The 22,906-nt window shown below is 39.3% G+C and carries 18 protein-coding genes and 1 tRNA gene; 15 read left to right on the top strand and 4 right to left on the bottom strand.

What is annotated here, in order from left to right:
• The first annotated feature begins 143 nt into the window (after positions 1-143).
• A complete protein-coding gene (gene apbC / locus BKK50_RS08035; protein ID WP_077417036.1) occupies positions 144-1,256 on the top strand; it encodes an iron-sulfur cluster carrier protein ApbC in 1,113 nt (370 codons plus the stop codon).
• Between the two features lie 602 nt (positions 1,257-1,858).
• On the opposite strand, the gene BKK50_RS08030 is transcribed toward apbC, so the two are convergent.
• Positions 1,859-1,944 (bottom strand) — tRNA-Leu (locus BKK50_RS08030).
• A 286-nt stretch (positions 1,945-2,230) separates the two neighbouring features.
• Here BKK50_RS08030 and BKK50_RS08025 point away from each other — a divergent pair.
• The 8 genes from BKK50_RS08025 (at position 2,231) to cysB (ending at position 12,373) form a co-directional block, all read left to right on the top strand.
• On the top strand, positions 2,231-3,004 hold the full coding sequence (locus tag BKK50_RS08025; RefSeq protein WP_077417034.1) for an FNR family transcription factor: 774 nt from the start codon (positions 2,231-2,233) through the stop codon (positions 3,002-3,004).
• Between the two features lie 324 nt (positions 3,005-3,328).
• Positions 3,329-6,136 carry a 2-oxoglutarate dehydrogenase E1 component gene (gene sucA, locus BKK50_RS08020; RefSeq protein ID WP_077417032.1) on the top strand — a complete coding sequence of 936 codons (2,808 nt, stop codon included), beginning with the start codon at positions 3,329-3,331 and terminating at the stop codon, positions 6,134-6,136.
• A gap of 86 nt (positions 6,137-6,222) precedes the next feature.
• Complete coding sequence (gene odhB, locus BKK50_RS08015) at positions 6,223-7,452, top strand: 2-oxoglutarate dehydrogenase complex dihydrolipoyllysine-residue succinyltransferase (protein ID WP_077417030.1); 1,230 nt, start codon at positions 6,223-6,225, stop codon at positions 7,450-7,452.
• A gap of 99 nt (positions 7,453-7,551) precedes the next feature.
• Positions 7,552-8,721 (top strand): ADP-forming succinate--CoA ligase subunit beta, encoded by a 1,170-nt coding sequence (sucC, locus tag BKK50_RS08010; protein WP_077417028.1) that lies wholly within the window; start codon positions 7,552-7,554, stop codon positions 8,719-8,721.
• Positions 8,721-9,590: a succinate--CoA ligase subunit alpha gene (gene sucD, locus BKK50_RS08005; RefSeq protein ID WP_077417026.1), complete on the top strand. Its 870-nt coding sequence runs from the start codon at positions 8,721-8,723 to the stop codon at positions 9,588-9,590. The genes sucC and sucD overlap by 1 nt, the downstream gene beginning before the upstream one ends.
• A 121-nt stretch (positions 9,591-9,711) precedes the next feature.
• Positions 9,712-10,335, top strand: coding sequence for an L-threonylcarbamoyladenylate synthase (locus BKK50_RS08000; protein WP_077417024.1), 624 nt, complete (start codon positions 9,712-9,714; stop codon positions 10,333-10,335).
• A gap of 139 nt (positions 10,336-10,474) precedes the next feature.
• Positions 10,475-11,392, top strand: coding sequence for a 23S rRNA pseudouridine(2605) synthase RluB (gene rluB / locus BKK50_RS07995; protein ID WP_425272390.1), 918 nt, complete (start codon positions 10,475-10,477; stop codon positions 11,390-11,392).
• A 9-nt stretch (positions 11,393-11,401) separates the two neighbouring features.
• A complete protein-coding gene (gene cysB / locus BKK50_RS07990; RefSeq protein WP_077417019.1) occupies positions 11,402-12,373 on the top strand; it encodes an HTH-type transcriptional regulator CysB in 972 nt (323 codons plus the stop codon).
• A gap of 266 nt (positions 12,374-12,639) precedes the next feature.
• Here the strand turns inward: cysB and BKK50_RS07980 are convergent, their stop codons facing one another.
• Together BKK50_RS07980 and prmB are read right to left on the bottom strand one after the other, a co-directional pair.
• Positions 12,640-13,269 (bottom strand): hypothetical protein, encoded by a 630-nt coding sequence (locus BKK50_RS07980; protein WP_077417015.1) that lies wholly within the window; start codon positions 13,267-13,269, stop codon positions 12,640-12,642.
• Between the two features lie 160 nt (positions 13,270-13,429).
• Positions 13,430-14,374, bottom strand: coding sequence for a 50S ribosomal protein L3 N(5)-glutamine methyltransferase (gene prmB / locus BKK50_RS07975; RefSeq protein ID WP_077417013.1), 945 nt, complete (start codon positions 14,372-14,374; stop codon positions 13,430-13,432).
• Positions 14,375-14,467: 93 nt separating this feature from the next.
• Here prmB and smrB point away from each other — a divergent pair, with 93 nt between their 5' ends.
• A complete protein-coding gene (gene smrB / locus BKK50_RS07970; RefSeq protein ID WP_077417011.1) occupies positions 14,468-14,971 on the top strand; it encodes an endonuclease SmrB in 504 nt (167 codons plus the stop codon).
• Positions 14,972-15,149: 178 nt separating this feature from the next.
• Here smrB and BKK50_RS07965 read toward each other — a convergent pair whose 3' ends face one another.
• Positions 15,150-16,043, bottom strand: coding sequence for a LysR family transcriptional regulator (locus BKK50_RS07965; RefSeq protein ID WP_077417009.1), 894 nt, complete (start codon positions 16,041-16,043; stop codon positions 15,150-15,152).
• A gap of 95 nt (positions 16,044-16,138) precedes the next feature.
• Between BKK50_RS07965 and topA the strand changes: the two genes are divergently transcribed.
• The 5 genes from topA to BKK50_RS07940 all read left to right on the top strand — a co-directional run bounded on the left by topA (position 16,139) and on the right by BKK50_RS07940 (position 22,844).
• Positions 16,139-18,745 (top strand): type I DNA topoisomerase, encoded by a 2,607-nt coding sequence (gene topA, locus BKK50_RS07960; RefSeq protein ID WP_077417007.1) that lies wholly within the window; start codon positions 16,139-16,141, stop codon positions 18,743-18,745.
• Between the two features lie 171 nt (positions 18,746-18,916).
• Positions 18,917-19,957 (top strand): adenosine deaminase, encoded by a 1,041-nt coding sequence (add, locus tag BKK50_RS07955; protein WP_077417005.1) that lies wholly within the window; start codon positions 18,917-18,919, stop codon positions 19,955-19,957.
• On the top strand, positions 19,957-20,895 hold the full coding sequence (locus BKK50_RS07950; protein ID WP_077417003.1) for a helix-turn-helix transcriptional regulator: 939 nt from the start codon (positions 19,957-19,959) through the stop codon (positions 20,893-20,895). Before add ends, BKK50_RS07950 begins: the two co-directional genes overlap by 1 nt.
• A gap of 203 nt (positions 20,896-21,098) precedes the next feature.
• Entirely contained in the window at positions 21,099-21,593 is a 495-nt protein-coding gene (locus tag BKK50_RS07945; RefSeq protein ID WP_077417000.1) for an opioid growth factor receptor-related protein, read from the top strand.
• Positions 21,594-21,614: 21 nt separating this feature from the next.
• Entirely contained in the window at positions 21,615-22,844 is a 1,230-nt protein-coding gene (locus BKK50_RS07940; RefSeq protein ID WP_077416998.1) for a PD-(D/E)XK nuclease family protein, read from the top strand.
• Positions 22,845-22,906 lie beyond the last annotated feature (62 nt).

Below are 22,906 nucleotides of genomic sequence, written 5' to 3'. Positions count from 1 at the left end.
ATTACACAAAAAAATTGCCGTTATCTTACCTGAGAAAGGGTATTTTTTCTAGCTTGAAAAACTTTAGCTTAACAGACCGCACTTTCCGTGATTAAATATCCCGACTTATTTAGTCGATTTTGTATTTTTAAACAGGATATTTTATGACAATCTATTTTTCCGACAATCTGACGTCAACACAGCAAACCCAGCTTCAACAAGTTTTTCAGCAATTTCAACATCCTCATTTACAAAAAGATCTTCTTTCACTCAATGCCCTAAAAAAAGTCGAAAAAGGGGGCGAAACATTACGCATTGAATTACAACTTCCCTTTGCATGGAATAGTGGTGTAGCACAGCTTAAACAAGCCATTTCTGAAGAACTATTAAAAATCTCAGAGTGCAAAACGATCAAATGGGAGGTGAATTATCAAATTGCCACCCTAAAACGAGCGAATAATCAGCCTGCTGTAAAAGGGGTGAAGAATATTATTGCGGTAACCTCCGGTAAAGGTGGCGTGGGAAAATCCAGTGTTTCGGTGAATTTAGCCTTAGCATTACAAGCTCAAGGAGCGAGAGTGGGTATTTTAGATGCGGATATTTACGGTCCATCGATCCCTCATATGCTTGGCGTTCCTCATCAACGCCCAACATCTCCGGATAATCAACATATCACCCCCATTAAAGCGCACGGTTTATCGGCAAACTCTATTGGTTTTTTAATGGATGAAGACAGTGCCACTATTTGGCGTGGTCCAATGGCAAGCAGTGCATTAAGCCAACTACTCAATGAAACCCTATGGGATAGCTTGGATTATTTGGTTATTGATATGCCGCCCGGCACGGGAGATATTCAACTTACCCTGTCACAACAAATTCCGGTTACCGGTGCGGTGGTGGTGACCACACCGCAAGATATAGCCTTGCTTGATGCGGTAAAAGGGGTATCTATGTTTGAACGGGTATCTGTACCGGTACTAGGCATTGTAGAAAATATGTCGATGCATATTTGTAGCCAATGTGGGCATCACGAAGCCATTTTTGGCACCGGTGGGGCTGAAAAAATGGCGGAAAAATACAAGGTGAAAGTATTAGCACAGTTGCCGTTACATCTTCGTATCCGTGAAGATTTAGATGCTGGCAACCCAACTGTGGTGGCCGCTCCGGAAAGTGAAATCGCACAAGCTTTCCTACAATTGGCAGAGAAAATTTCCACCGAACTTTATTGGCAAGGATCGGTCATTCCAAGCGAGATTTTATTTAGAGAAGTAAAATAAGTAATAAAAGGCTGTGTTTGAGCTATATTCCCAAAGTTGGATTAAACACCGGCTAATGAAAGCTAGATTTTTATAAAAAATTTAAGAAAAACCGTGACTTACTTCACAAATTTGAAAATCAATATTTGCATAAATTTTTTGACAGGCGTATTCTGAACGCAATCAAAATAAGTGCTATCTTAAATAGCCGACATAAGTTTTGCTTTCCGAGTAGTGTCTCTCCCGAGGCACTTTTTTTTATTCATTGAAAATGAACTCACACGAAAAATCCCAAATCTTATAGCCTCTCTTTTGACAAGGCCTTATTTATAGCTAAACTTAAAATCTAAGGACTGAGTTATTTTGTTTCATCTGAATACACTCATTATTGTCATAGTCGATATCTTCATAAGTCACATCTTGTTTTTAACCGCTGGTATGTCGGTAAGTTTAAACTCAGGCGGGTGTTTTTATTGAGATTAAGCTATTTATCATCTTAATGTGATGATTTGTTTGACGGGGAATGTTTGGCGAATCAAAGGTAGACTTTATTTTGTTGAAGATAAAATTTGAGCACCACTTCAAAAAGTGGGGGAAGTTATAAAAGACAGTCCCCAAAATTTTGGTGCCTAGGGTCGGACTCGAACCGACACGGTTATTCACCGGCGGATTTTGAATCCGCTGCGTCTACCAATTTCGCCACCCAGGCTTGGGAACGAGGTGGATTATACGCATATCCAAACTTGTATCAAGTAAAAAATGTTAGATTTTATTTATTTGATTTAAAATTAAGCAAAAATAAATCATTAACCGATGAAGTTTTTAAGAAAGGAAATACCGCCAAATAAATGCGGTAATTAAGATACATAATACAACTAAAATTTGAATCAGTCTTTTCCTTGTTAATTTTTCTGCTGCCATCTTCTTAAAGTGCCTATTTAGTGTTAAAATCTTTGCGTTAGATCAATTTTACACTATCTTTATCTGAGGGTTAAATGAAAAACTTCGTTTCAGACACTAAGGCAGGACGTCGGATTCAATCAGGTGGTTGTGCAATTCATTGTCAGGATTGTAGTATTAGCCAACTTTGTATTCCTTTTACACTAAATGAACACGAACTTGATCAACTTGACAATATTATTGAACGTAAAAAACCCATCCAAAAATCCCAAGTATTATTCAAAGCGGGAGATACACTTAACTCTATTTATGCTATTCGTTCCGGTACAATTAAAAGCTATACCATTAGCGAAGCCGGTGAAGAACAAATTACCTCATTCCATTTGCCTGGTGACCTCGTTGGTTTTGATGCGATCACGAATATGCAACATCCAAGCTTCGCTCAAGCATTAGAAACTGCAATGGTGTGTGAAATCCCTTTTGATATTTTAGATGATCTCTCCGGTAAAATGCCGAAACTTCGGCAACAGATTATTCGTTTGATGAGTAGTGAAATAAAAAGTGATCAAGAAATGATTCTGTTGCTTTCAAAAATGAATGCGGAAGAACGACTCGCCGCTTTTATTCATAACCTTTCAAGGCGTTATTCAGCCCGAGGATTCTCCGCAAGAGAATTTCGTTTAACAATGACGCGTGGTGATATTGGTAACTATCTTGGTTTAACGGTTGAAACAATTAGCCGTCTCTTAGGGCGGTTTCAAAAACTAGGCGTGCTTTCAGTACAAGGTAAATACATTACGATTAATGATATTAATGCCCTAATTGAACTTACAGGAACAAATAAAACAAAGATTACGATGAAGGAATAAAATAAGGCGTAGTATTTGCGCTGATTTTAACATTTAGACTTATTTAAACTAAGGACTTGGCACTGTATTTCACAGGACTAAGTCCTTTTAGTTTAGTCTGAATACACGTATTATTTTAATAATGGATATATTTATAGATCACATTTTTAAACTACTAAAATTTTGGCTAAGTATTTGTTGTTTTTTTGTTTTTAGTTAAAAATTAAAAATATTGTTGAGCTAGATCACAAATTTGTAACAAACTTTTAAATGTAATATTTTTTCCTTTTTAATCCTATGTATAATGTTGAGCGAACTTAACAAATAATATCATTCGAGGTGAATATGCAACCAAACAAAGCTTTTGATGAATGGTTGGCAACAACGGCATTAGGTGGTGCAAACCAAGCCTATATCGAAGAATTATACGAACGTTATTTGGATGACCCTGATTCTATTGATGGGAGTTGGAAGAACACGTTCGATTCCTTTCCAAAATCAACCGCACTTGAACAACCTCATTCACCGGTTCGTGATTATTTTCGTCGTTTGGCGCGTGAAAATAGCTCGGAAACTGTTACTGTGATTGATCCGGAAGCCAGTGCAAAATTAGTGAAAGTTCTACAGTTTATTAATGCTTATCGATTCCGAGGTCATTTGGAAGCAAACCTTGATCCTCTGAATTACTATCGTTGGAAAGTGTCTAGTGTGCCGGAATTAGATTACCGTTATCATGGATTTACGGAACAAGATCTCAACGAAACCTTCAATATTAATCATTATGTCTATCAACGTGACACCATCACCCTCGCAGAATTAAACGATATGCTGAAAGAAACCTATTGTGGTTCTATTGGCTTAGAGTTTATGCACGTGCAGGATATGGAACAAAAAATGTGGCTTCAAAACAAATTAGAAAGTCGCTTAAATCAACCGCTCTTTACCCATCAAGAAAAAATTAATTTTCTTAATGAATTAACCGCAGCAGACGGACTGGAACGTTATCTTGGGGCAAAATTCCCCGGCGCAAAACGTTTTTCCTTAGAGGGGAGCGATGCCTTTATTCCATTGATGAAAGAAATTATTCGTCATGCCGGTAAGCAAGGCGTAAAAGATATTGTGATGGGGATGGCGCACCGTGGGCGTCTGAATATGCTCGTCAATGTATTGGGTAAAAAACCGGAAGATTTGTTTGATGAATTTGCCGGTAAACATTCAGGTGATCGCACAGGTGATGTGAAATATCACCAAGGTTTTTCTTCTGATTTTGCAGTAGAAGATAACTTGGTTCATTTAACCCTGGCTTTCAATCCGTCTCATTTGGAAATTGTCAGCCCAGTGGTGATTGGGGCGGTTCGCTCACGTCAAACCAAGAGAAACGATCTTGAACGGGTCCAAGTATTAGCCGTCACCGTCCATGGTGATTCCGCTGTAGCAGGGCAAGGTGTGGTACAAGAAACCTTAAATATGTCCAATGCACGAGGTTATACCGTAGGCGGCACAATTCGTATTGTAATCAATAACCAAATTGGCTTTACTACCTCAAATCCGAACGACACCCGTTCCACAGAATATTGCACCGATATTGCGAAAATGATCCAAGCACCGATTATCCATGTTAATGGCGATGATCCGGAAGCTGTCGCTTTTACTGCTCGTATGGCGGTGGAATATCGTAACCTATTTAAACGGGATATTTTCATTGATTTAATTTCTTATCGTCGTCATGGACATAATGAAGCCGATGAGCCATTGGCCACTCAGCCGATGATGTATAGCATTATCAAAAAACATCCAACACCACGCAAAGTCTATGCCGATCGCTTAGTGGCAGAGGGTGTGCTCAGTGAAGAACAAACCATTGAAATGATGAATCTTTATCGTGATGCCTTAGATAACGGTGATCGTGTTGTGACAGAATGGCGTGAGATGGATACCGCCAAAATGGATTGGCTGCAATATCTGAATTACGACTGGACATCACCCTATGAAAACGCCTTCCCACAAGAGCGTTTCGTCACGCTTGCTAAACGTGTCTGTGAATACCCGGAAAGTTTACGCGCCCATCCTCGGGTGGAAAAAATTTATCATGATCGAAAAGCGATGTATCAAGGTGAGAAATTATTTGATTGGGGAATGGCTGAAACCATGGCTTATGCCACTTTGCTGGATGAGGGAATTAATGTGCGTCTATCCGGTGAGGATGCCGGACGGGGGACGTTCTTCCATCGTCATGCCGTTGTTCATAACCAAAATGATGGTACAGGCTATGTACCGCTTACCCATTTACACGCCAATCAAGGGCGTTTTGAAGTGTGGGATTCCGTCCTTTCGGAAGAAGCAGTACTGGCTTTTGAATATGGTTATGCGACCACAGATCCAAAAACACTCACTATTTGGGAAGCACAATTTGGCGATTTTGCCAATGGTGCACAAATTGTGATTGACCAATTTATCAGTTCAGGAGAACAAAAATGGGGAAGAATGTGTGGTTTGGTGATGTTGTTACCGCACGGCTATGAAGGACAAGGTCCTGAACATTCTTCCGCACGGTTAGAACGTTATTTACAGCTTTGTGCGGAACAAAATATGCAAGTTTGTATCCCTTCTACCCCGGCACAGGTTTACCATATGTTACGCCGTCAGGCTTTACGTAAAATGCGCCGACCATTAATTGCGATTTCTCCAAAATCTTTACTACGCCATCCTTTAGCGGTATCAACACTTGATGAACTCACTAACGGGGCGTTCCAAACGGTGATTGGTGAAGTGGATGAACTTGATCCGAAAGGGGTTAAACGTGTCGTGTTGTGTTCAGGTAAAGTTTATTATGATTTATTGGAGCAACGTCGTGCTAATCATCAAACCGATGTGGCAATTATTCGAATTGAACAGCTTTATCCTTATCCTCATGAAGATGTGAAAAAAGTCCTTGAACCTTATGCTCACGTGAAAGATTATGTGTGGTGTCAAGAAGAACCGCTCAATCAAGGGGCTTGGTACAGTAGTAAGCATAATTTTGAGAGTTCTATTCCTGATGGAGTGAAACTCAGCTATGCAGGGCGTCCGGCCTCGGCTTCACCGGCAGTCGGGTATATGTCATTACATACAAAACAGCAAAAGCAATTAGTGAATGATGCGCTAACCTTGTAAAGTGCGGTTAAAAATCACAAAGATTTGTCGGGAAAAGTGTATCGCCAGTTTCCCGACAAAAGGCTAAAAATAAAAAGGAAAATCCTATGACAATTGAAATTCTTGTTCCCGATCTCCCAGAGTCCGTTTCCGATGCGACAGTCGCAACGTGGCACAAAAAAGTGGGCGAGGCAGTAAAACGCGATGAAGTATTAGTGGAAATTGAAACGGATAAAGTGGTGTTAGAAGTGCCGGCACTGTCTGATGGTGTACTCGTTGAAATTTTAGAATCGGAGGGAGCGACAGTCGTTAGTAAACAGGTATTAGGGAAACTGTCCACTTCTCAGGCCGGTGATTTTAGTACGGCTACGATAAAAGAAAGTAATGAGCCTACACCGGCGGATCGTAAAAATGCAGCCATTGAAAATAGCCACCATAATGCAATGGATCAAAGTCCGGCAATTCGTCGTTTATTAGCAGAACATGATCTCGATGCCTTACAAATTCAAGGTTCCGGTGTGGGGGGACGGCTCACCCGCGAAGATATTGAACGTGAACTCAGCAAGCGAGAGGCTCAAAAAATGAAAGAGCAAGTTGCAACAGAACAAAACACGATCAGTACTGTGGCATATAGTGCCCGTTCCGAAAAACGTGTACCAATGACACGGCTACGTAAACGTATCGCTGAACGGTTACTGGAAGCCAAAAACAGCACGGCAATGCTCACCACTTTTAATGAGGTGGATATGCAACCAATAATGAATTTGCGTAAAACTTACGGTGAAAAATTTGATAAACAACATGGTGTGCGTTTAGGGTTTATGTCATTTTATATTAAAGCCGTTGTTGAAGCCTTAAAACGTTATCCGGAAGTCAATGCTTCGATTGATGGCGATGATATTGTTTACCATAACTATTTTGATATTAGCATTGCCGTTTCCACACCACGAGGGTTAGTCACTCCCGTGTTGCGTAATTGTGACAAGCTCAGTATGGTAGAAATTGAAAAACAAATTAAAACCCTCGCAGAAAAAGGGCGGGACGGAAAATTAACTGTGGAAGATTTAACCGGCGGTAATTTCACCATTACAAACGGCGGTGTATTCGGCTCATTAATGTCCACGCCAATCATCAACCCACCACAAAGTGCAATTCTTGGTATGCATGCTATTAAAGAACGCCCAATTGCTCTTAATGGAGAAGTGGTGATTCGTCCCATGATGTATTTAGCGCTTTCTTATGATCATCGATTAATTGATGGTAAAGAATCTGTTGGTTTCCTTGTAACCATTAAAGAATTATTAGAAGATCCAACAAGACTACTTTTAGAAATCTAAGTAAAAAGTGCGGTCAATTTTGATCGCACTTTTGTTTTTCTAAAAAAATATGATACTTTCCAGTATGACTCAATCATACGTAAAAATGTAGGTGAAAGAATGAATTTACATGAATATCAAGCAAAACAGCTTTTTAAAGAATATGGATTGCCGGTAAGTGACGGGGTGATTTGTCACTCAGCAGAGGATGCCGTTATGGCGCTTTTTCAGCTTAACGGTGATGTTTGGGCGGCAAAATGTCAAGTCCATGCGGGGGGGAGAGGAAAAGCCGGCGGGGTAAAACTCGTTCATAATGAAGAAGAAGCCCACACCTTTGCAAAAAAATGGTTAGGTAATAGACTGGTGACATTTCAAACGGATAAGCACGGTCAGCCGGTGAACAGCATCTATATTGAAGAAACCTGCGATATTGATAAAGAGCTTTATCTTGGTGCAGTCATTGATCGTTCTTCACAAAAAATTGTTTTTATGGCATCGACTGCCGGTGGGGTGAATATTGAAGATGTGGCACGTGATACTCCAAATTTAATTCACACCGTATCAATTGATCCACTTTTTGACGGAATGCCGTATCAGGGGCGAGAATTAGCGTTTAAATTAGGGCTAAGTGGTGAGCAAAATAAACAATTTACCCATATATTCGTACAACTGACGAAATTATTTGTCGAAAAAGACCTTTCCCTTTTGGAGATAAATCCTCTTGTCATCACAAAACAAGGCAATTTGGTTTGCTTGGATGCGAAAGTCGCCATTGATGATAACGCCTTGTTCCGCCATAAAGATTTATTGGCTTTACGTGATTTAAGCCAAAGTGACTTGCGTGAGGCCGAAGCAGAAAAACATCAGTTAAATTATGTGGCCTTAGAGGGCAATATCGGCTGTATGGTCAATGGGGCAGGATTGGCTATGGGCACAATGGATATTGTTAAACTCTATGGCGGAGAGCCGGCAAATTTCCTTGATGTGGGAGGCGGTGCGACAAAAGAACGGGTTGCTGAAGCTTTCAAAATTATTCTCACTGATGAGGCAGTAAAAGCGATTTTAGTGAATATTTTTGGGGGGATTGTCCGTTGTGATCTCATTGCGGAAGGGGTGATAGCCGCTATTCAAGACGTGGGGGTTGAGGTGCCTGTGGTTGTCCGTTTGGAAGGGACCAATGCAGAATTAGGGCGTAAAATTTTATCGGAAAGCGGCGTGAATTTAATTGCCGCCAATAGTTTACAAGAGGCAGCACAAGCCGTGGTGAATGCAGCGAAAGGAGAAAAGTGATGTCGATATTAATTAATAAAGAAACCAAAGTCATTTGCCAAGGGTTTACCGGTGCACAGGGTACATTTCATTCCGAGCAAGCCATTGCCTATGGCACAAAATTAGTAGGGGGCGTATCACCAAATAAAGGGGGAAGTACCCATTTAGGCTTACCGGTATTTAATACCGTTAGAGAAGCGGTTGAGGCTACCGGTGCGACTGCGACAATGATTTATGTTCCCGCCCCATTTTGTAAAGATGCGATTTTAGAAGCCATTGATGCAGGAATTCAACTGATTGTTTGTATTACCGAAGGTATCCCTACGCTTGATATGTTGACAGTGAAGCAAAAATTGAATGAAACGGGCGTGATAATGATTGGTCCGAATTGCCCGGGGGTAATTACACCGGATGAATGTAAAATAGGGATTATGCCGGGAAATATTCATAAAAAAGGGAAAATTGGCATTGTGTCCCGTTCCGGAACCTTAACTTATGAAGCGGTAAAACAAACCACTGACGAAGGTTTTGGGCAATCTACTTGTGTGGGGATTGGTGGCGATCCGATTCCGGGTTCAAGTTTTATTGATATTTTAAAACGTTTCCAAGATGATCAGGAGACCGAAGCCATTGTAATGATTGGTGAAATCGGTGGTTCTGCCGAAGAAGAGGCGGCTGCTTATATTAAAGCCCATATCACCAAACCAATGGTGGGCTATATTGCAGGTGTCACCGCACCAAAAGGTAAACGTATGGGACACGCCGGGGCCATTATCAGTGGCGGGAAAGGGACGGCTGAGGATAAAATTGCTGCGCTTGAAGGTGCAGGGGTGAAAACAGTACGAAGCTTAGCAGAAATTGGTTCTGCATTAAGAACGTTACTCAGCTAAAAACACATTGAAAAATGACCGCACTTTGATAACGTGTTCAAAGTGCGGTTTTTTTATAACAAGTTTTTATAACGTAACGATAAAAGGTGTATAATCCCGATAATATTTTTAAGGAAAAATTATGAGTCAGTTTTTTTACATTCATCCTGAAAATCCACAAGTGCGTTTAATCAATCAAACAGTAGAAATTTTACGTAAAGGTGGGGTGATAGTCTATCCCACGGATTCCGGCTATGCATTAGGTTGCATACTTGGGGATAAACAGGCGATGGATCGCATTATTGCGATTCGTCAATTACCGGAAGGGCATAATTTTACCTTGGTGTGCCGTGATTTATCCGAGCTTTCTCATTACGCCACAGTGAGTAATGTTGCTTACCGTTTAATCAAAAATAATACACCTGGACGTTATACCTTTATTCTGACCGCAACAAAAGAATTACCACGTCGTTTAATGACATCAAAGCGTAAAACGGTTGGCTTACGGGTGCCGGATAATCAAATCGCTTTAGATTTACTCAGTGCATTGGGGGAGCCTATTCTTTCTTGTTCTCTGATGTTACCCGGCGAAGAATATCTCACTCAATCCGATCCTGAAGAAATTCGGGAACGTTTAGAACACCAAGTAGATTTAATCATTCATGGTGGTTATTTGGGACAAGATCCCACCACGGTGGTAGACTTAACAGAAGATACACCGGTTATTTTGCGTGAAGGAAGCGGTTCTACCGCACCGTTTATTTAACTTATACTAAGACGCTTGTGAAAGCGACAAAGGACATATAATGAAAACCAATCAATCAAGAAAAAATACCCATAAACGTAGTGAAAAACTGCAAGAAAATCGACCGCACTTTGAGCGCAAAGAAAGCAAAAGTGCGGCTATTTTGGGACGAGAATTTTCAGTGAAAGGAAAATCCCCCTCACAAAAAATGCAGCCTAAACTGGAAGGGGAAAAATTACAGAAAGTTTTAGCGCGCGCCGGGCAAGGATCACGCCGTGAAATTGAAGCGATGATTGCAGAAAATCGGGTCAGTGTCGATGGAAAAATGGCTACTTTGGGTGATCGCATTGATGTGCATTCCGGGGTGAAAGTGCGTATTGACGGTCGTGTTATTAATCTTCAGCAGGCACAAAAAGAAATGTGTCGTGTGTTAATGTATTACAAACCGGAAGGGGAGCTTTGTACCCGGAGTGATCCCGAAGGACGTGCAACAGTATTTGATCGTTTACCACGCTTAAATGGTGCTCGTTGGATTGCAGTGGGGCGCTTGGATATTAATACCTCCGGATTATTATTATTTACCACCGATGGTGAATTGGCAAACCGCCTTATGCACCCAAGCCGTGAAGTAGAGCGTGAATATTCCGTGCGGGTGTTCGGACAAGTGGATGACGTGATGTTGGCTCGTTTACGCAAAGGCGTTCAGCTTGAAGACGGCCCGGCAAATTTTAAGGAAATTAAATTTACCGGTGGGGTCGGTATGAATCAATGGTATGATGTGACCTTAACAGAAGGACGTAATCGTGAAGTACGCCGTCTGTGGGAATCACAAGGTATTCAAGTCAGCCGTTTAATCCGTATTCGTTATGGCAATATTCAATTGATGAAAGGTTTGCCACGGGGCGGATGGGAAGAAATGGATCTTGAGAAAGTGAACTATCTGAGAGGATTAGTGGGGCTACCTCCGGAAACAGAAAGCAAACTTGATGTAACCAAACCTCGCCGTCGACCGAAATCTGGACAAATTCGTAAAGCGGTAAAACGTTATACTGAATTAGGAAAACGTTATAAAAAATAGGTGCCTGCGATGAAAATGCAACAACTTCGCTATATTGTGGAAATAGTGAATCAAAATTTGAATGTCACAGAGGCGGCAAATGCGCTTTATACCTCACAACCGGGTATCAGCAAACAAGTGCGTTTGTTGGAAGATGAATTAGGTTTAGAAATTTTTGAGCGCAATGGAAAGCATATCAAATCAATTACGCCAGCCGGGAAAAAAATTATTTCTATTGCCCGAGAATTGTTAGTCAAAGCGGAAAGTATTAAATCTGTCGCGAATGAATATACCCGCCCGGATCACGGTGTATTGCGTATTGCGACCACAAATACGCAAGCTCGCTATATGTTACCTTCGGTGGTTGAACGCTTCTCTAAACAATATCCCGAGGTGAGCTTGCATATTCATCAAGGCTCACCAACACAAATTCATGATGCGCTTATGTCCGGTGAAGTGGATTTGGCGATTACTACAGAAGCCCCATACTTATTTGATGATCTTATTCAATTGCCGTGCTACTTATGGAATCGTTCTGCCATCGTAAAATCCGATCACCCTTTAGCAAAAGTGAAAAACCTCACGATAGAGGAACTCGGGCGATATCCACTAGTCACCTATACTTTTGGCTTTACCGGGGGATCGGATTTAGACTATGCTTTCAATGCCGCCGGCATTTTGCCGAATATCGTTTTTACCGCCACCGATGCCGATGTCATAAAAACCTATGTGCGTTTAGGGCTGGGCGTAGGGATTATGGCAAGTATGGCGCATACCGAACTTGATAGTGATCTCGTTGCCATTGATGCTAGCCATTTATTCCGTTCCAGTATGACGCAAATCGCCTTTAAACAAAGTACCTTTTTGCGTAACTATATGTATGATTTTATCGAATATTTCTCACCACACCTTACCCGTCCAATGGTGGAAAAAGCCGAGCGATTACGTGATAACAATGCAGTGAAAAAATTGTTTGATAATGTGGAATTGGACGTGAGGTAGAATTATTTTTTCTATATTGAATAAGTAGTTTAGAATTATTTTCAAACTACTTTTTTTCTCGCAAAAATAATGTAATTATAAAGAATATTAAATTGAGAATGGCTAATATTGAGAGTTTATCCATTTCATTTTCTATAGATAACAAAATAGCTTTTTTCAAATTATATTCCTCTAAAGAATATTTTATAAATAACTGATTTCCTATCAAATATAGGAAATTTATAGCAATCAATATTAGGCAGATTATAACTCTTATCATTCTATGACTATTCTCTTATGATTGATTTCATTATATCAGTGTAATTTTCAACATTATTTTTCATTTTAGCTTTTACATCTAGTTGAATAAATAATCCATGAGGTGATACTGGATCAAGCTCAAAATCCCAGAAAATATTACTACCAGAATCTTCTAAAACATTAATAGTCATTGTGGTACAGTTTCTTACAAGTAAATTGTAGTCATTTATAACTTTTCCATATGTTTTTATTCTATTTTCCTTATCTTCCCGATCCGGTCTTTCATCACTACTAAACCATAACTTATCTGATACCTCGAGTATTTTTTGTGGGTTGACATCATTAATTTTATAAACCATACTTGGGGCATTATTTTTTGGATATAGTTTTTCCTTTATATAAGTTTTAGCTAAACTACCTACATATTTAATTAGAACACCTTCACCAGTAAATCCCCACATCTCCACATCATCATATCGACCATATGTATATACTGTTATATTTCTTCCTTGATGGATAGACCAAAATACATGGCCTAATCTTTCTAGTTCAATCCATACATAAACACCATCAGGGATTTTTCTTGTAATCTTCACTTTAATTGGTATAGCATCTTTACTAAAATACCCGGTAGAAATTTCTTTTTTATTAAACATCTACTATCTCCATAAGATTAATTTTATTATCATAAATATGCAATCTGATTTCAGCATTAATTGATTCTTCAAAATGGAAGTTTGATAATATGAAAAATCATACAAATTAATATTTTAAAAATTAATCAAAGTTCCAAGAAAATTTCAACCGCACTTTTTATTAAAATAAATTTTGATATTTCACCAATTCTTCCCGTGTGATGGCAAATACCCCTACACCGCCATTTTTAAGCTCAAGCCATTTGAATGGCACATCAGGGTATTGTTCGATCAGACTGACCATACTGTTTCCCACCTCACAAACCAATACACCGTTTTCCGTTAAATAATCCGGTGCTTGTTTTAAAATTTGTTTGGTAATGTCCAAACCATCTTTCCCTGAACCCAAGGCGAGCTCTGGTTCAAAATGAAACTCTTCCGGCATATCGGTAAGATCTTCTTCATCCACATAAGGGGGATTGGTTACGATAAGATCGTATTTCTGCCCTGCAATATTCTCAAATAAGTTTGATTGAATCGGGAAAACTCGATGTTCCATTTGATGGCGGGCAATATTGATTTCTGCCACATTGAGCGCATCAACAGATAAATCCACCGCATCCACTTCCGCATCAGGGAATGCATACGCGCAGGCAATGGCAATACAACCACTGCCTGTGCAAAGATCAAGAATATGCTGTGGAGTTTGTTTTACTATGCCTTCAAAACACTCTTGAATGAGCGCACTAATCGGAGAACGTGGAATAATCGTACGTTCATCCACATAAAATTCATGACCGCAAAACCAGGCACTGTTTGTGAGATAAGCCACAGGGACACGCTGTTCGATACGGGTTAAAACCGACTGAATGAGACTTTCTTTTTCTGACGGGGTCAAACGACTCGGGAATAATTCGGTGGGAAAATCAATCGGCAATTGTAAACCGGCAAGCACCAGTTGAAGGCTTTCATCCCAGGCATTATCGTAGCCATGTCCATAGTAAATATCAGAACGGTTGAATACACTATATGTCCAACGGAGAAAATCTTGAATGGTATGGAGTTCATGGGCAACATTATCTTCTAAAATTGTTGCCACCAATTCTTGATTGTATGTGGTTTCCATCGTCTTTTCCTTATAAAAAATTTGCCTAGTTATACCACAAGGTGTGGAGGATAACTATGATATGATACGCCAAATTTGAAATGAGTAAGAAAAATGCAAGAAGAATTTGAGTTATTTCGTGCTGAAACGAAAGGGATTAAACCCATTAAACAGGATACTATTATTGCACCACGCCAAAAGAGTGGTCAAAAAAAGTCTTATTTGCGTGATATCCGTGAAAAAGAGGATACCTTATTTTATTTTTCCGATGAATATGAACCATTGCTTAATGAAAATGATGGCATCATAAAATACCTTCGTGAGGGGGAGGATTCTCATTTGTTAAAGCAATTACGTCGTGGGGATTTTTCTCCTGAACTCTTTTTAGATTTGCACGGTTTAACTCGTGAACAAGCCAAAATGGAACTTGCTGCTTTATTGCTTGCCTGTGAGAGTGAACGGGTGGATTGCGCCAGCATTATGACCGGCTACGGCTCCTTTACTTTAAAAAAACAAATTCCCCGTTGGTTGGTTCAACACCCCAAAGTGCGTGCATTGCATCAAGCCCCAAGAGAATGGGGCGGCGATGCGGCAATTTTGATTTTAGTCGAGGTGTGATCTTTCTTTTTTATGAAGAACAAATAAAAAGAGCGGTCAATTTTAATTGTGTTTTCGGAATGATGGAGAAATACCCAACATCAAGCGTTTCAAAATAGGGAAAAACTGAGTGTGTCCGCTTAAACATTAATTTTATAATAGACACACTGAGTTTATTCCTCCTACAAATAACCCTAAATCAAAGCTCAGAGCAGAGCCCTAAACTTGTTAAAAATTCAATAAATGCCCGTACTTTTGCCGGTAAATGTCGGCGATTTGGATAGACCACGTGAATCTCTAATTCTTGTTGTTTGTATTCCGGTAAAATCTCCACTAATTCCCCTGTTTTAAAGGCAGCATCTAAAATAAAACGGGGTAAATTCACAATGCCAAGCCCTGCTTTTGCCATATCTAAAAGGGCTAGCCCATTATTGCTCACAACTTTTGATTTAATTTTAAAACGCTGGGTTTGGTTGAGTCGTGCACCTTGCCAATTTACTTGATTTAATGTGCTTTTATAAAGTAATCCTTCATGCTGTTCTAGGTCATTCGGGGAACTTGGTATACCGAATCGCTCAAGATAACGGGGAGAGGCAGCAAAGTGAATGCTAGAAGTGCTGATCTTACGAGCCACTAAAGAACTATCTTGCATATAGCCAATGCGTAAAGCAAGATCATAACCCTCAGCAAGTAAATCGATTTTTTTATCGTTAAATTCCACCTCAACATGTAAATTAGGGTGGGCCGCAATAAACATCGGAAGGTTAGGGGAGATGAATAATAACCCAAAATCTCGAGGAACAGAAATCAACAGGTTACCTTGTAGGGTTGTTGTCATATTGCTGATACTTGCATCGGCCTCGTCTAAATCTTGTAAGATACCTTGACAGCGTTGGTAATACATCATACCGGCTTCTGTGGGCATAATCTTTCTTGTAGTACGTTGTAACAAACGGGTTTTAAGGTGTTCTTCTAATTGAGAAAGCAATTTGCTTGCCATCGCAACAGACATATTTTGCTGTGTTGCCGCTTGTGTAAAACTTTGCGTTTCGACAATCTTACAAAAAATAGAAATCGCATTGAGCTTGTCCATTTATGTCCCTTTTTTCAAAAAAAACTTGATTTTGCTAGCGTAAGTTTGCACTATACCGCCATTTTTACAAAATGCTAGCAAAATTAGGTAATCAAATGAGTAAATCTTTGGTGATTGTCGAGTCACCGGCAAAAGCGAAAACCATTAATAAATATCTGGGCAATCAATATGTGGTGAAATCCAGCGTAGGGCATATTCGTGACTTACCCACCGTGGGGACAAGCACCGGTGAAAAAGCCAAACCCATCTCAACCAAAGGGATGAGTGCGGACGAAAAAGCAAAGGTGAAAGCAGAGAAAGAACGTAATGCGCTGGTAAAACGAATGGGGATTGATCCTTATCATGATTGGAAAGCAAACTATCAAATTTTGCCGGGGAAAGAAAAAGTTGTCGCTGAATTAAAAAATCTCGCCAAAAAAGCCGATCATATTTATCTTGCTACCGATTTGGATAGAGAAGGGGAGGCTATTGCTTGGCATTTACGAGAAGTGATTGGGGGTGATGATGAACGTTTTAGTCGTGTGGTGTTTAATGAAATTACCAAAAATGCGATAAAACAAGCCTTCGAGAAACCGGAACATTTGAATATGGATCGTGTCAATGCGCAGCAAACACGCCGATTTTTAGATCGGGTTGTGGGCTTTATGGTTTCACCACTTTTATGGAAAAAAGTCGCCCGGGGTTTATCTGCCGGACGTGTACAATCTGTAGCGGTTAAACTCTTGGTCGAACGTGAACGGGAAATTAAAGCATTCCAACCGGAAGAATATTGGGAAGTTGCTGTTCTCACTCAAACTCAAGGCAAAAAAAATATCCGTTTAGAGGTAACGGATTATCAAGGCAAGAAATTTGATCCTAAAAATCAGAAAGCGGCACAAAGTGCGGTCGATTTTCTCAGTGTTTCAGATTACGTTGTCACAGATTTAGATACCAAACCCACCAGTTCACGCCCTCGTGCACCTTTTATTACTTCAACATTGCAACAAACGGCGAGTACCCGTTTGAGTTTTGGTGTGAAAAAAACCATGATGCTGGCTCAACGTCTTTATGAGGCGGGGTATATCACCTATATGCGTACTGACTCGACAAATTTAAGTCAAGATGCGCTCAATATGGCTCGTCACTATATTGAACATCGTTTTGGTGCACAATATTTACCGGCAAAACCGAATTTTTATTCAAGCAAAGAAAATGCCCAAGAAGCCCACGAAGCGATTCGCCCATCAGATGTGAACATACTCCCTGAACAGTTAGAAGGAATGGATAAAGATGCCGTGCGTCTTTATGATTTGATTTGGCGTCAATTCTTAGCCTGCCAAATGCCACCGGCACAATATGATAGCAGCACCCTGACTGTCACCGCCAGTGATTATACATTAAAAGCAAAAGGGCGAATTTTACGTTTCGATGGTTGGACGAAAGTCTTACCACAAATCGGAAAAAATCCTGAAGATCAAGAATTGCCAGAAGTCAATGTTGCTGAAAAATTGGCATTAAAAGAAGTACAGCCTACCCAGCATTTCACTAAGCCGCCGGCTCGTTTTACTGAGGCTGCTTTAGTCAAAGAACTAGAAAAGCGGGGAATTGGTCGTCCTTCCACTTATGCGGCAATTATTTCCACCATTCAAGAACGTGGCTATGTGAGAACAGAAAATCGCCGTTTTTATGCTGAAAAAATGGGCGAAATCGTTACCGATAGGCTTAATGAATCCTTTGGTGATTTGATGAATTATGATTTCACAGCCAATATGGAAAATGTGCTGGATCAAATCGCTTCAGGTTCGGCAAATTGGAAAACGGAATTAAATCAGTTTTTCAAAGATTTTTCCAATCAATTATCAAAAGCGGAATTAGATGAACTTGAAGGCGGTATGCGTCCGAATAGTTTGGTGGAAACGGATATTAAATGCCCGACCTGTGGTAGAAATATGGCGATTCGTACGGCCAGCACCGGGGTATTTTTAGGTTGTACCGGCTATGCTTTACCGCCTAAAGAACGTTGCAAAACCACGATTAATTTAATTCCTGAAGCGGAATTACTCAACGTATTGGATGAATCTTCCGAAACAAAAGCGTTGATGGAACGTAAACGTTGTCCAAAATGTGGTACCGCAATGGACAGCTATGTTATTGATGCAAATCGTAAAATTCATATTTGTGGTAACAATCCAAATTGCGATGGCTATTTGATTGAAGAGGGCTCTTTTAAGATTAAAGGCTATGACGGGCCAATTGTTGAATGTGACAAATGCGGTGCGGATATGCACTTGAAATTAGGTCGTTTCGGCAAATATATGGCTTGTACAAAATGTGATAATACACGCAAAATTTTGAAAAATGGTGAAGTGGCGCCACCAAAAGAAGAACCGGTACATTTCCCTGAATTAAAATGCGAAAAATCGGATGCTTATTTTGTGTTGCGTGACGGTGCAAGTGGGGTGTTTATGTCTGCCCATAATTTCCCTAAATCACGGGAAACCCGACCTACAAAAGTGGCAGAGCTTGCTTTGTATCGGGAACGTTTACCGGAAAAATTAGCCTATCTTGCTGATGCACCGCTAAAAGATCCTGAAGGAAATGAAGCGATTATTCGTTTTAGCCGTAAAGAGAAAAAACAATATGTGACTTCAGAAAAAAACGGTAAAGCCACAAAGTGGATTGTTGATTTTATTGACGGAAAATGGATTGAGAGAAAAAAATAGACGGTAAAACGTAAGATTAATTTGATCTGCACCTCAAAGGTTGAGCTAAATGCTAGCTGACGTAGGTGCAGTTTTTTTATAACGAAGACATCACTACTGTTTTAATATTGTCCTCCTAGCCCTTTCCCATTAAAATATCGTGCAATTTTTTTCTAACGAATGAGTAATACAATGAAAAATTTTGCAAAATATGGTCTGATTGATTTGCACCTTCACCTAGACGGCTCACTTTCCCCTGAATGGATGGTTGAATGGGCAGAAAAACAGAATATCGACTTACCCGCCCAAAATATTGAACAACTTCTTTCTTTGATTTCAGTTCCGCAAGATTGCGCCGATCTTAATCAATATCTCAGTTGCTTTGCGATTCCCGTTTCTTTACTGCAAAGCCCGGAAGCCATCCGCTCTGCGGTATCTGATTTATTAAAACGCCTAGATCAACAAGGGTTAGCTTATGTTGAAATTCGTTTTGCCCCACAACTTCACACACAAAAAGGTTTAACACAATCACAGGTGGTGGAAGCCGCCCTAGTGGGTTTACAAGAAGGATTAACAGGAAGCCGATTATTTAAAGCTAATTTAATCCTTTGTTGTTTGCGTGGCATTGGTTCGCAAGAAGGGAATTTAGAAACCGTACGAATGGCGAAGAAATACCTTTCAAGTGGAAAAGCAGGCGTGGTAGCCGTGGATTTAGCCGGTCCTGAAGCCGGTTATCCGACAATGAATTTTGCCAAAGAATTTGAACTTGCCAAATCGCTCGGTGTGCCTTTCACCATTCACGCCGGTGAAGCGGCAGGAGCGGAGAATGTTCAACAGGCGATTGACCTTGGTGCAAGCCGTATCGGACACGGCATTCGTGCGGCGGAATCAGAATCCGTTATGCAATCTTTAGCCCACCGCCATATTGCTGTAGAAATGTGCCCTTGCAGTAATTTACAAACTAAGGCTATCAACCATTTAAACAGTTATCCCCTTAGAACATTCCTAGCTAAAGGGATTCTTGCCACCTTAAACACCGACAATATGACTGTTTCTCAAACCAACATTCAGCAAGAATTTGATTTATTGGCACGAGAATACCAACTAAATGAAAACGAAGCTCAACAGTTGCTTGAAAATGCCATCCGTGCCGCTTTTCTCAGTGATGAAGAAAAGCGTAAGTTGGAAAGACATATTGAAAAACGGATAAATTACTCGGAAAAGGGGGAATAATGGCTCAATCAGGCTATTTACAATCAAATTTAGAAATCCTACGTTTTATTCCTAAAACCGGGGCGATTACGGCAGCTGAAGTACAGAAAAAATTGAAAGACCTTGGGATTAAACGTGATATTCGTACAATTCAACGGCAAATGCAAAAACTTTGTGAGCAGTTTGATATTGAATGTGATATGCGTGATCGTCCTTATGGTTATCGTTGGAAACCAAATGCCAAGGGATTGGATTTGCCTATTTTAAATGAGCAACAATCCCTCGTACTGATGCTTGCCAAACAATATCTGAAAGGTATTTTGCCCGCAGGAATTATGAGTTCTATGGACGGTTTTTTTCAACAAGCCGAATATAATTTGGTGTACGACAATAATAAAAAATCAGGGGCGGAATGGCTTGATAAAGTTGCCATTGCCCCGACCGCTCAACCGCTTTTACCGGCACAAATTGATCCGCAAATTTTTAATGAAATTAGTACCGCACTTTACCATAACCGCCTACTAAAAGTGCATTATCGTAATCAATCAAGTATAGAACATCAGGCTGAAGTCAAGCCGCTTGCCCTTGTACAACAAGATCCGGCTTATTATTTAGTGGTGCAATATGAAAACGATAAAATTAAACATCTTGCCTTGCACCGTTTTATCACCGCCAACGCCACCACTTTTACTTTTGAACGCCCGGTGTTTAACTTAAAGAATTATCTTGCCGAACAACATTTTGGCTTTGGTAACGGCAAAAAAATTCGTTTTACTTTCCGAATTGCAAAATGGGCGGGGTTCCATTTAACCGAAACACCGTTATCCACCGACCAAACGATGATTGACGAGGGGGAAACTTACCTCATACAAGCGACTGTGGTTGAAAGCGAAATGCTAAATTGGTGGATGGCGAAATTTGGCGAAGAAATAGAAGAAATTAGCCGGGAAAGCGTTTAGCACGACACAAATTGTCGCATTGGTGGTTAACATTTTATTTGAACGATTGTTTCTTGTTTATTCAAGAACTGTTCTAGATTTTTTTTTAAATTTAAAAAAATCTATTGAAAAACCGTTTTTTTTTTTTAGTATTGGTAAGTTTTAGAAAAATATTAAGCGATATTTAGCTTAATTATTATATTCTAAATTCAAGAGTAAATGTTATGCATCCTGTCATTGAATTTTATTTAGAAAAACGTAATAGCCAACATCATTTGTCATTACAAGATATGTGGAATATGCCGCCTAAATTATTAGGCGATGCCTATTTTTTTATACCTTGGCTATATCCTGTTATTGAAAGTTCAAAATGGAATAAATCTATTCCTGTATTCACACAAGAAGAACAACAGTTTTTTAATAATCATCCTGACATCCAAAGAAAATATCTTCATTCTATTGATTTTATTCTTGATTATTTTTGTTTATATAGAGAAGGCGATAGGGTTTTTGCAAAACCGGAATTAGCAGAGAGAAAAGTGTGGCTTCGTAATATAGGGCATGAAAGCAAAAAAATATCTCGAATTATTAGAAGTTTACATTATTGCGGACACCTTGGGTTAGCTAAAAATCTACAACAATTAGCAATAAAATTGGGCTCAGAAAAAGGCGTTATTCAGCCTGAAACATTGGCTATCTGGGAAAATATTCTAAACTAAAAATAGGAGAAATATTTCATTATGAATGAAATTATCAATAACTTGCTTTCAATCAAGCAAAAACTGGATGAGTTTGAAAGTGAACGGAGAAAAACGGAACTTTATAACTCAAATCGTTTTAACCCTTTTCAATTTATGCGAACCGATGAAATAGGGCTATCAAAGATTCTTGCGTTTTTGTTAGATCCAAAAGAAATACATGGACAGGGTGATTTATTTTTAAACAGTTTTCTAAAATTTATTGGGAAACATAACTTTTTAGCTTATAACAGCACTAAAGTAAGCGTAGAAAAACCAACAAGAGAAAATCGCCGCCATGATATTTTTATTGAAGGTTTTCTTGATAATAAACGACGTTGGATAGTATCCATTGAAAATAAACTGAGATTTGCTTCCGATCAAGAAGAACAACTTAAAGATTATCGTATTGATATAGAAAGATACAAAGGTGCAGACTATTGCTTAATTTATCTTCCTGTTTTTAAACATAATCCTTCAGAAAGTTCTATTTCGGAAAGTGAGTGGGAGGAATTAATTAATCATCAGAATGCAATACTATTATCTGCTGAAGATTTGATTAAATGGCTAGATAATACATTAATTGTTGCACCGGCAGTTAGACAATTTTGTTATGATTTTAAAAAGTTCTTAAAGGAGGAACTTATGGGAAATACTGAAAGAGCTAATGATTTAGTTAATTATTTACTAGAAAAAGAAAATAATGAGGCCTTATATTCAGCATTGAATATACTTGATTCCTATGAACAGCTATATGAAAATTTAGCTGGTACGTTAGTTAATCAGTTACAAGAAAGATTTGAAAAAAATTATAAAGCATTAAATAATTATGGTTGGAAGTGTAATTTTAATGGATATGCTACGGAGAAAGAAGCGGGTATTTTTCTTGATCAAGAGAATATTTATTGGGGAGTTGGCATTGAATTTTCAGAGAGAAACTTTAGAAATGGGTACTATGGAATTTATTGTCATAAGGAAAAATATGGAGAATTACATAAATTATTGCAAGATATTTTTGATGAGGAAGAGATAAAAGCTGATTTCAAGTCGAGTAAATGGTGGGCTATGTGGAAATGGCTAGAAGGAAATTTATTAAACTGGGATGCTGAAGTTTTAAGTAAAATTCCAAGCGGTGAACTAGCCGATCAAATTTTTGAATTATGGAAACCTTTATTAGATGTAATCACAGAAAATTTAGATAAAATAAAGGAATTAGAGATTAAAAAACTATAACGACACCAAATGTCGCATTAACCCCTAAAATACCTTTTGTCACAAGACAAAAGGTATTTTTT

The sequence above is a fragment of the Rodentibacter rarus genome (genome assembly GCF_001998965.1).
GTDB classification, from domain to species: domain Bacteria; phylum Pseudomonadota; class Gammaproteobacteria; order Enterobacterales; family Pasteurellaceae; genus Rodentibacter; species Rodentibacter rarus.
Note: the sequence above shows the minus strand (reverse complement) of the source record. Positions and strands in the feature narration are given on the sequence as shown.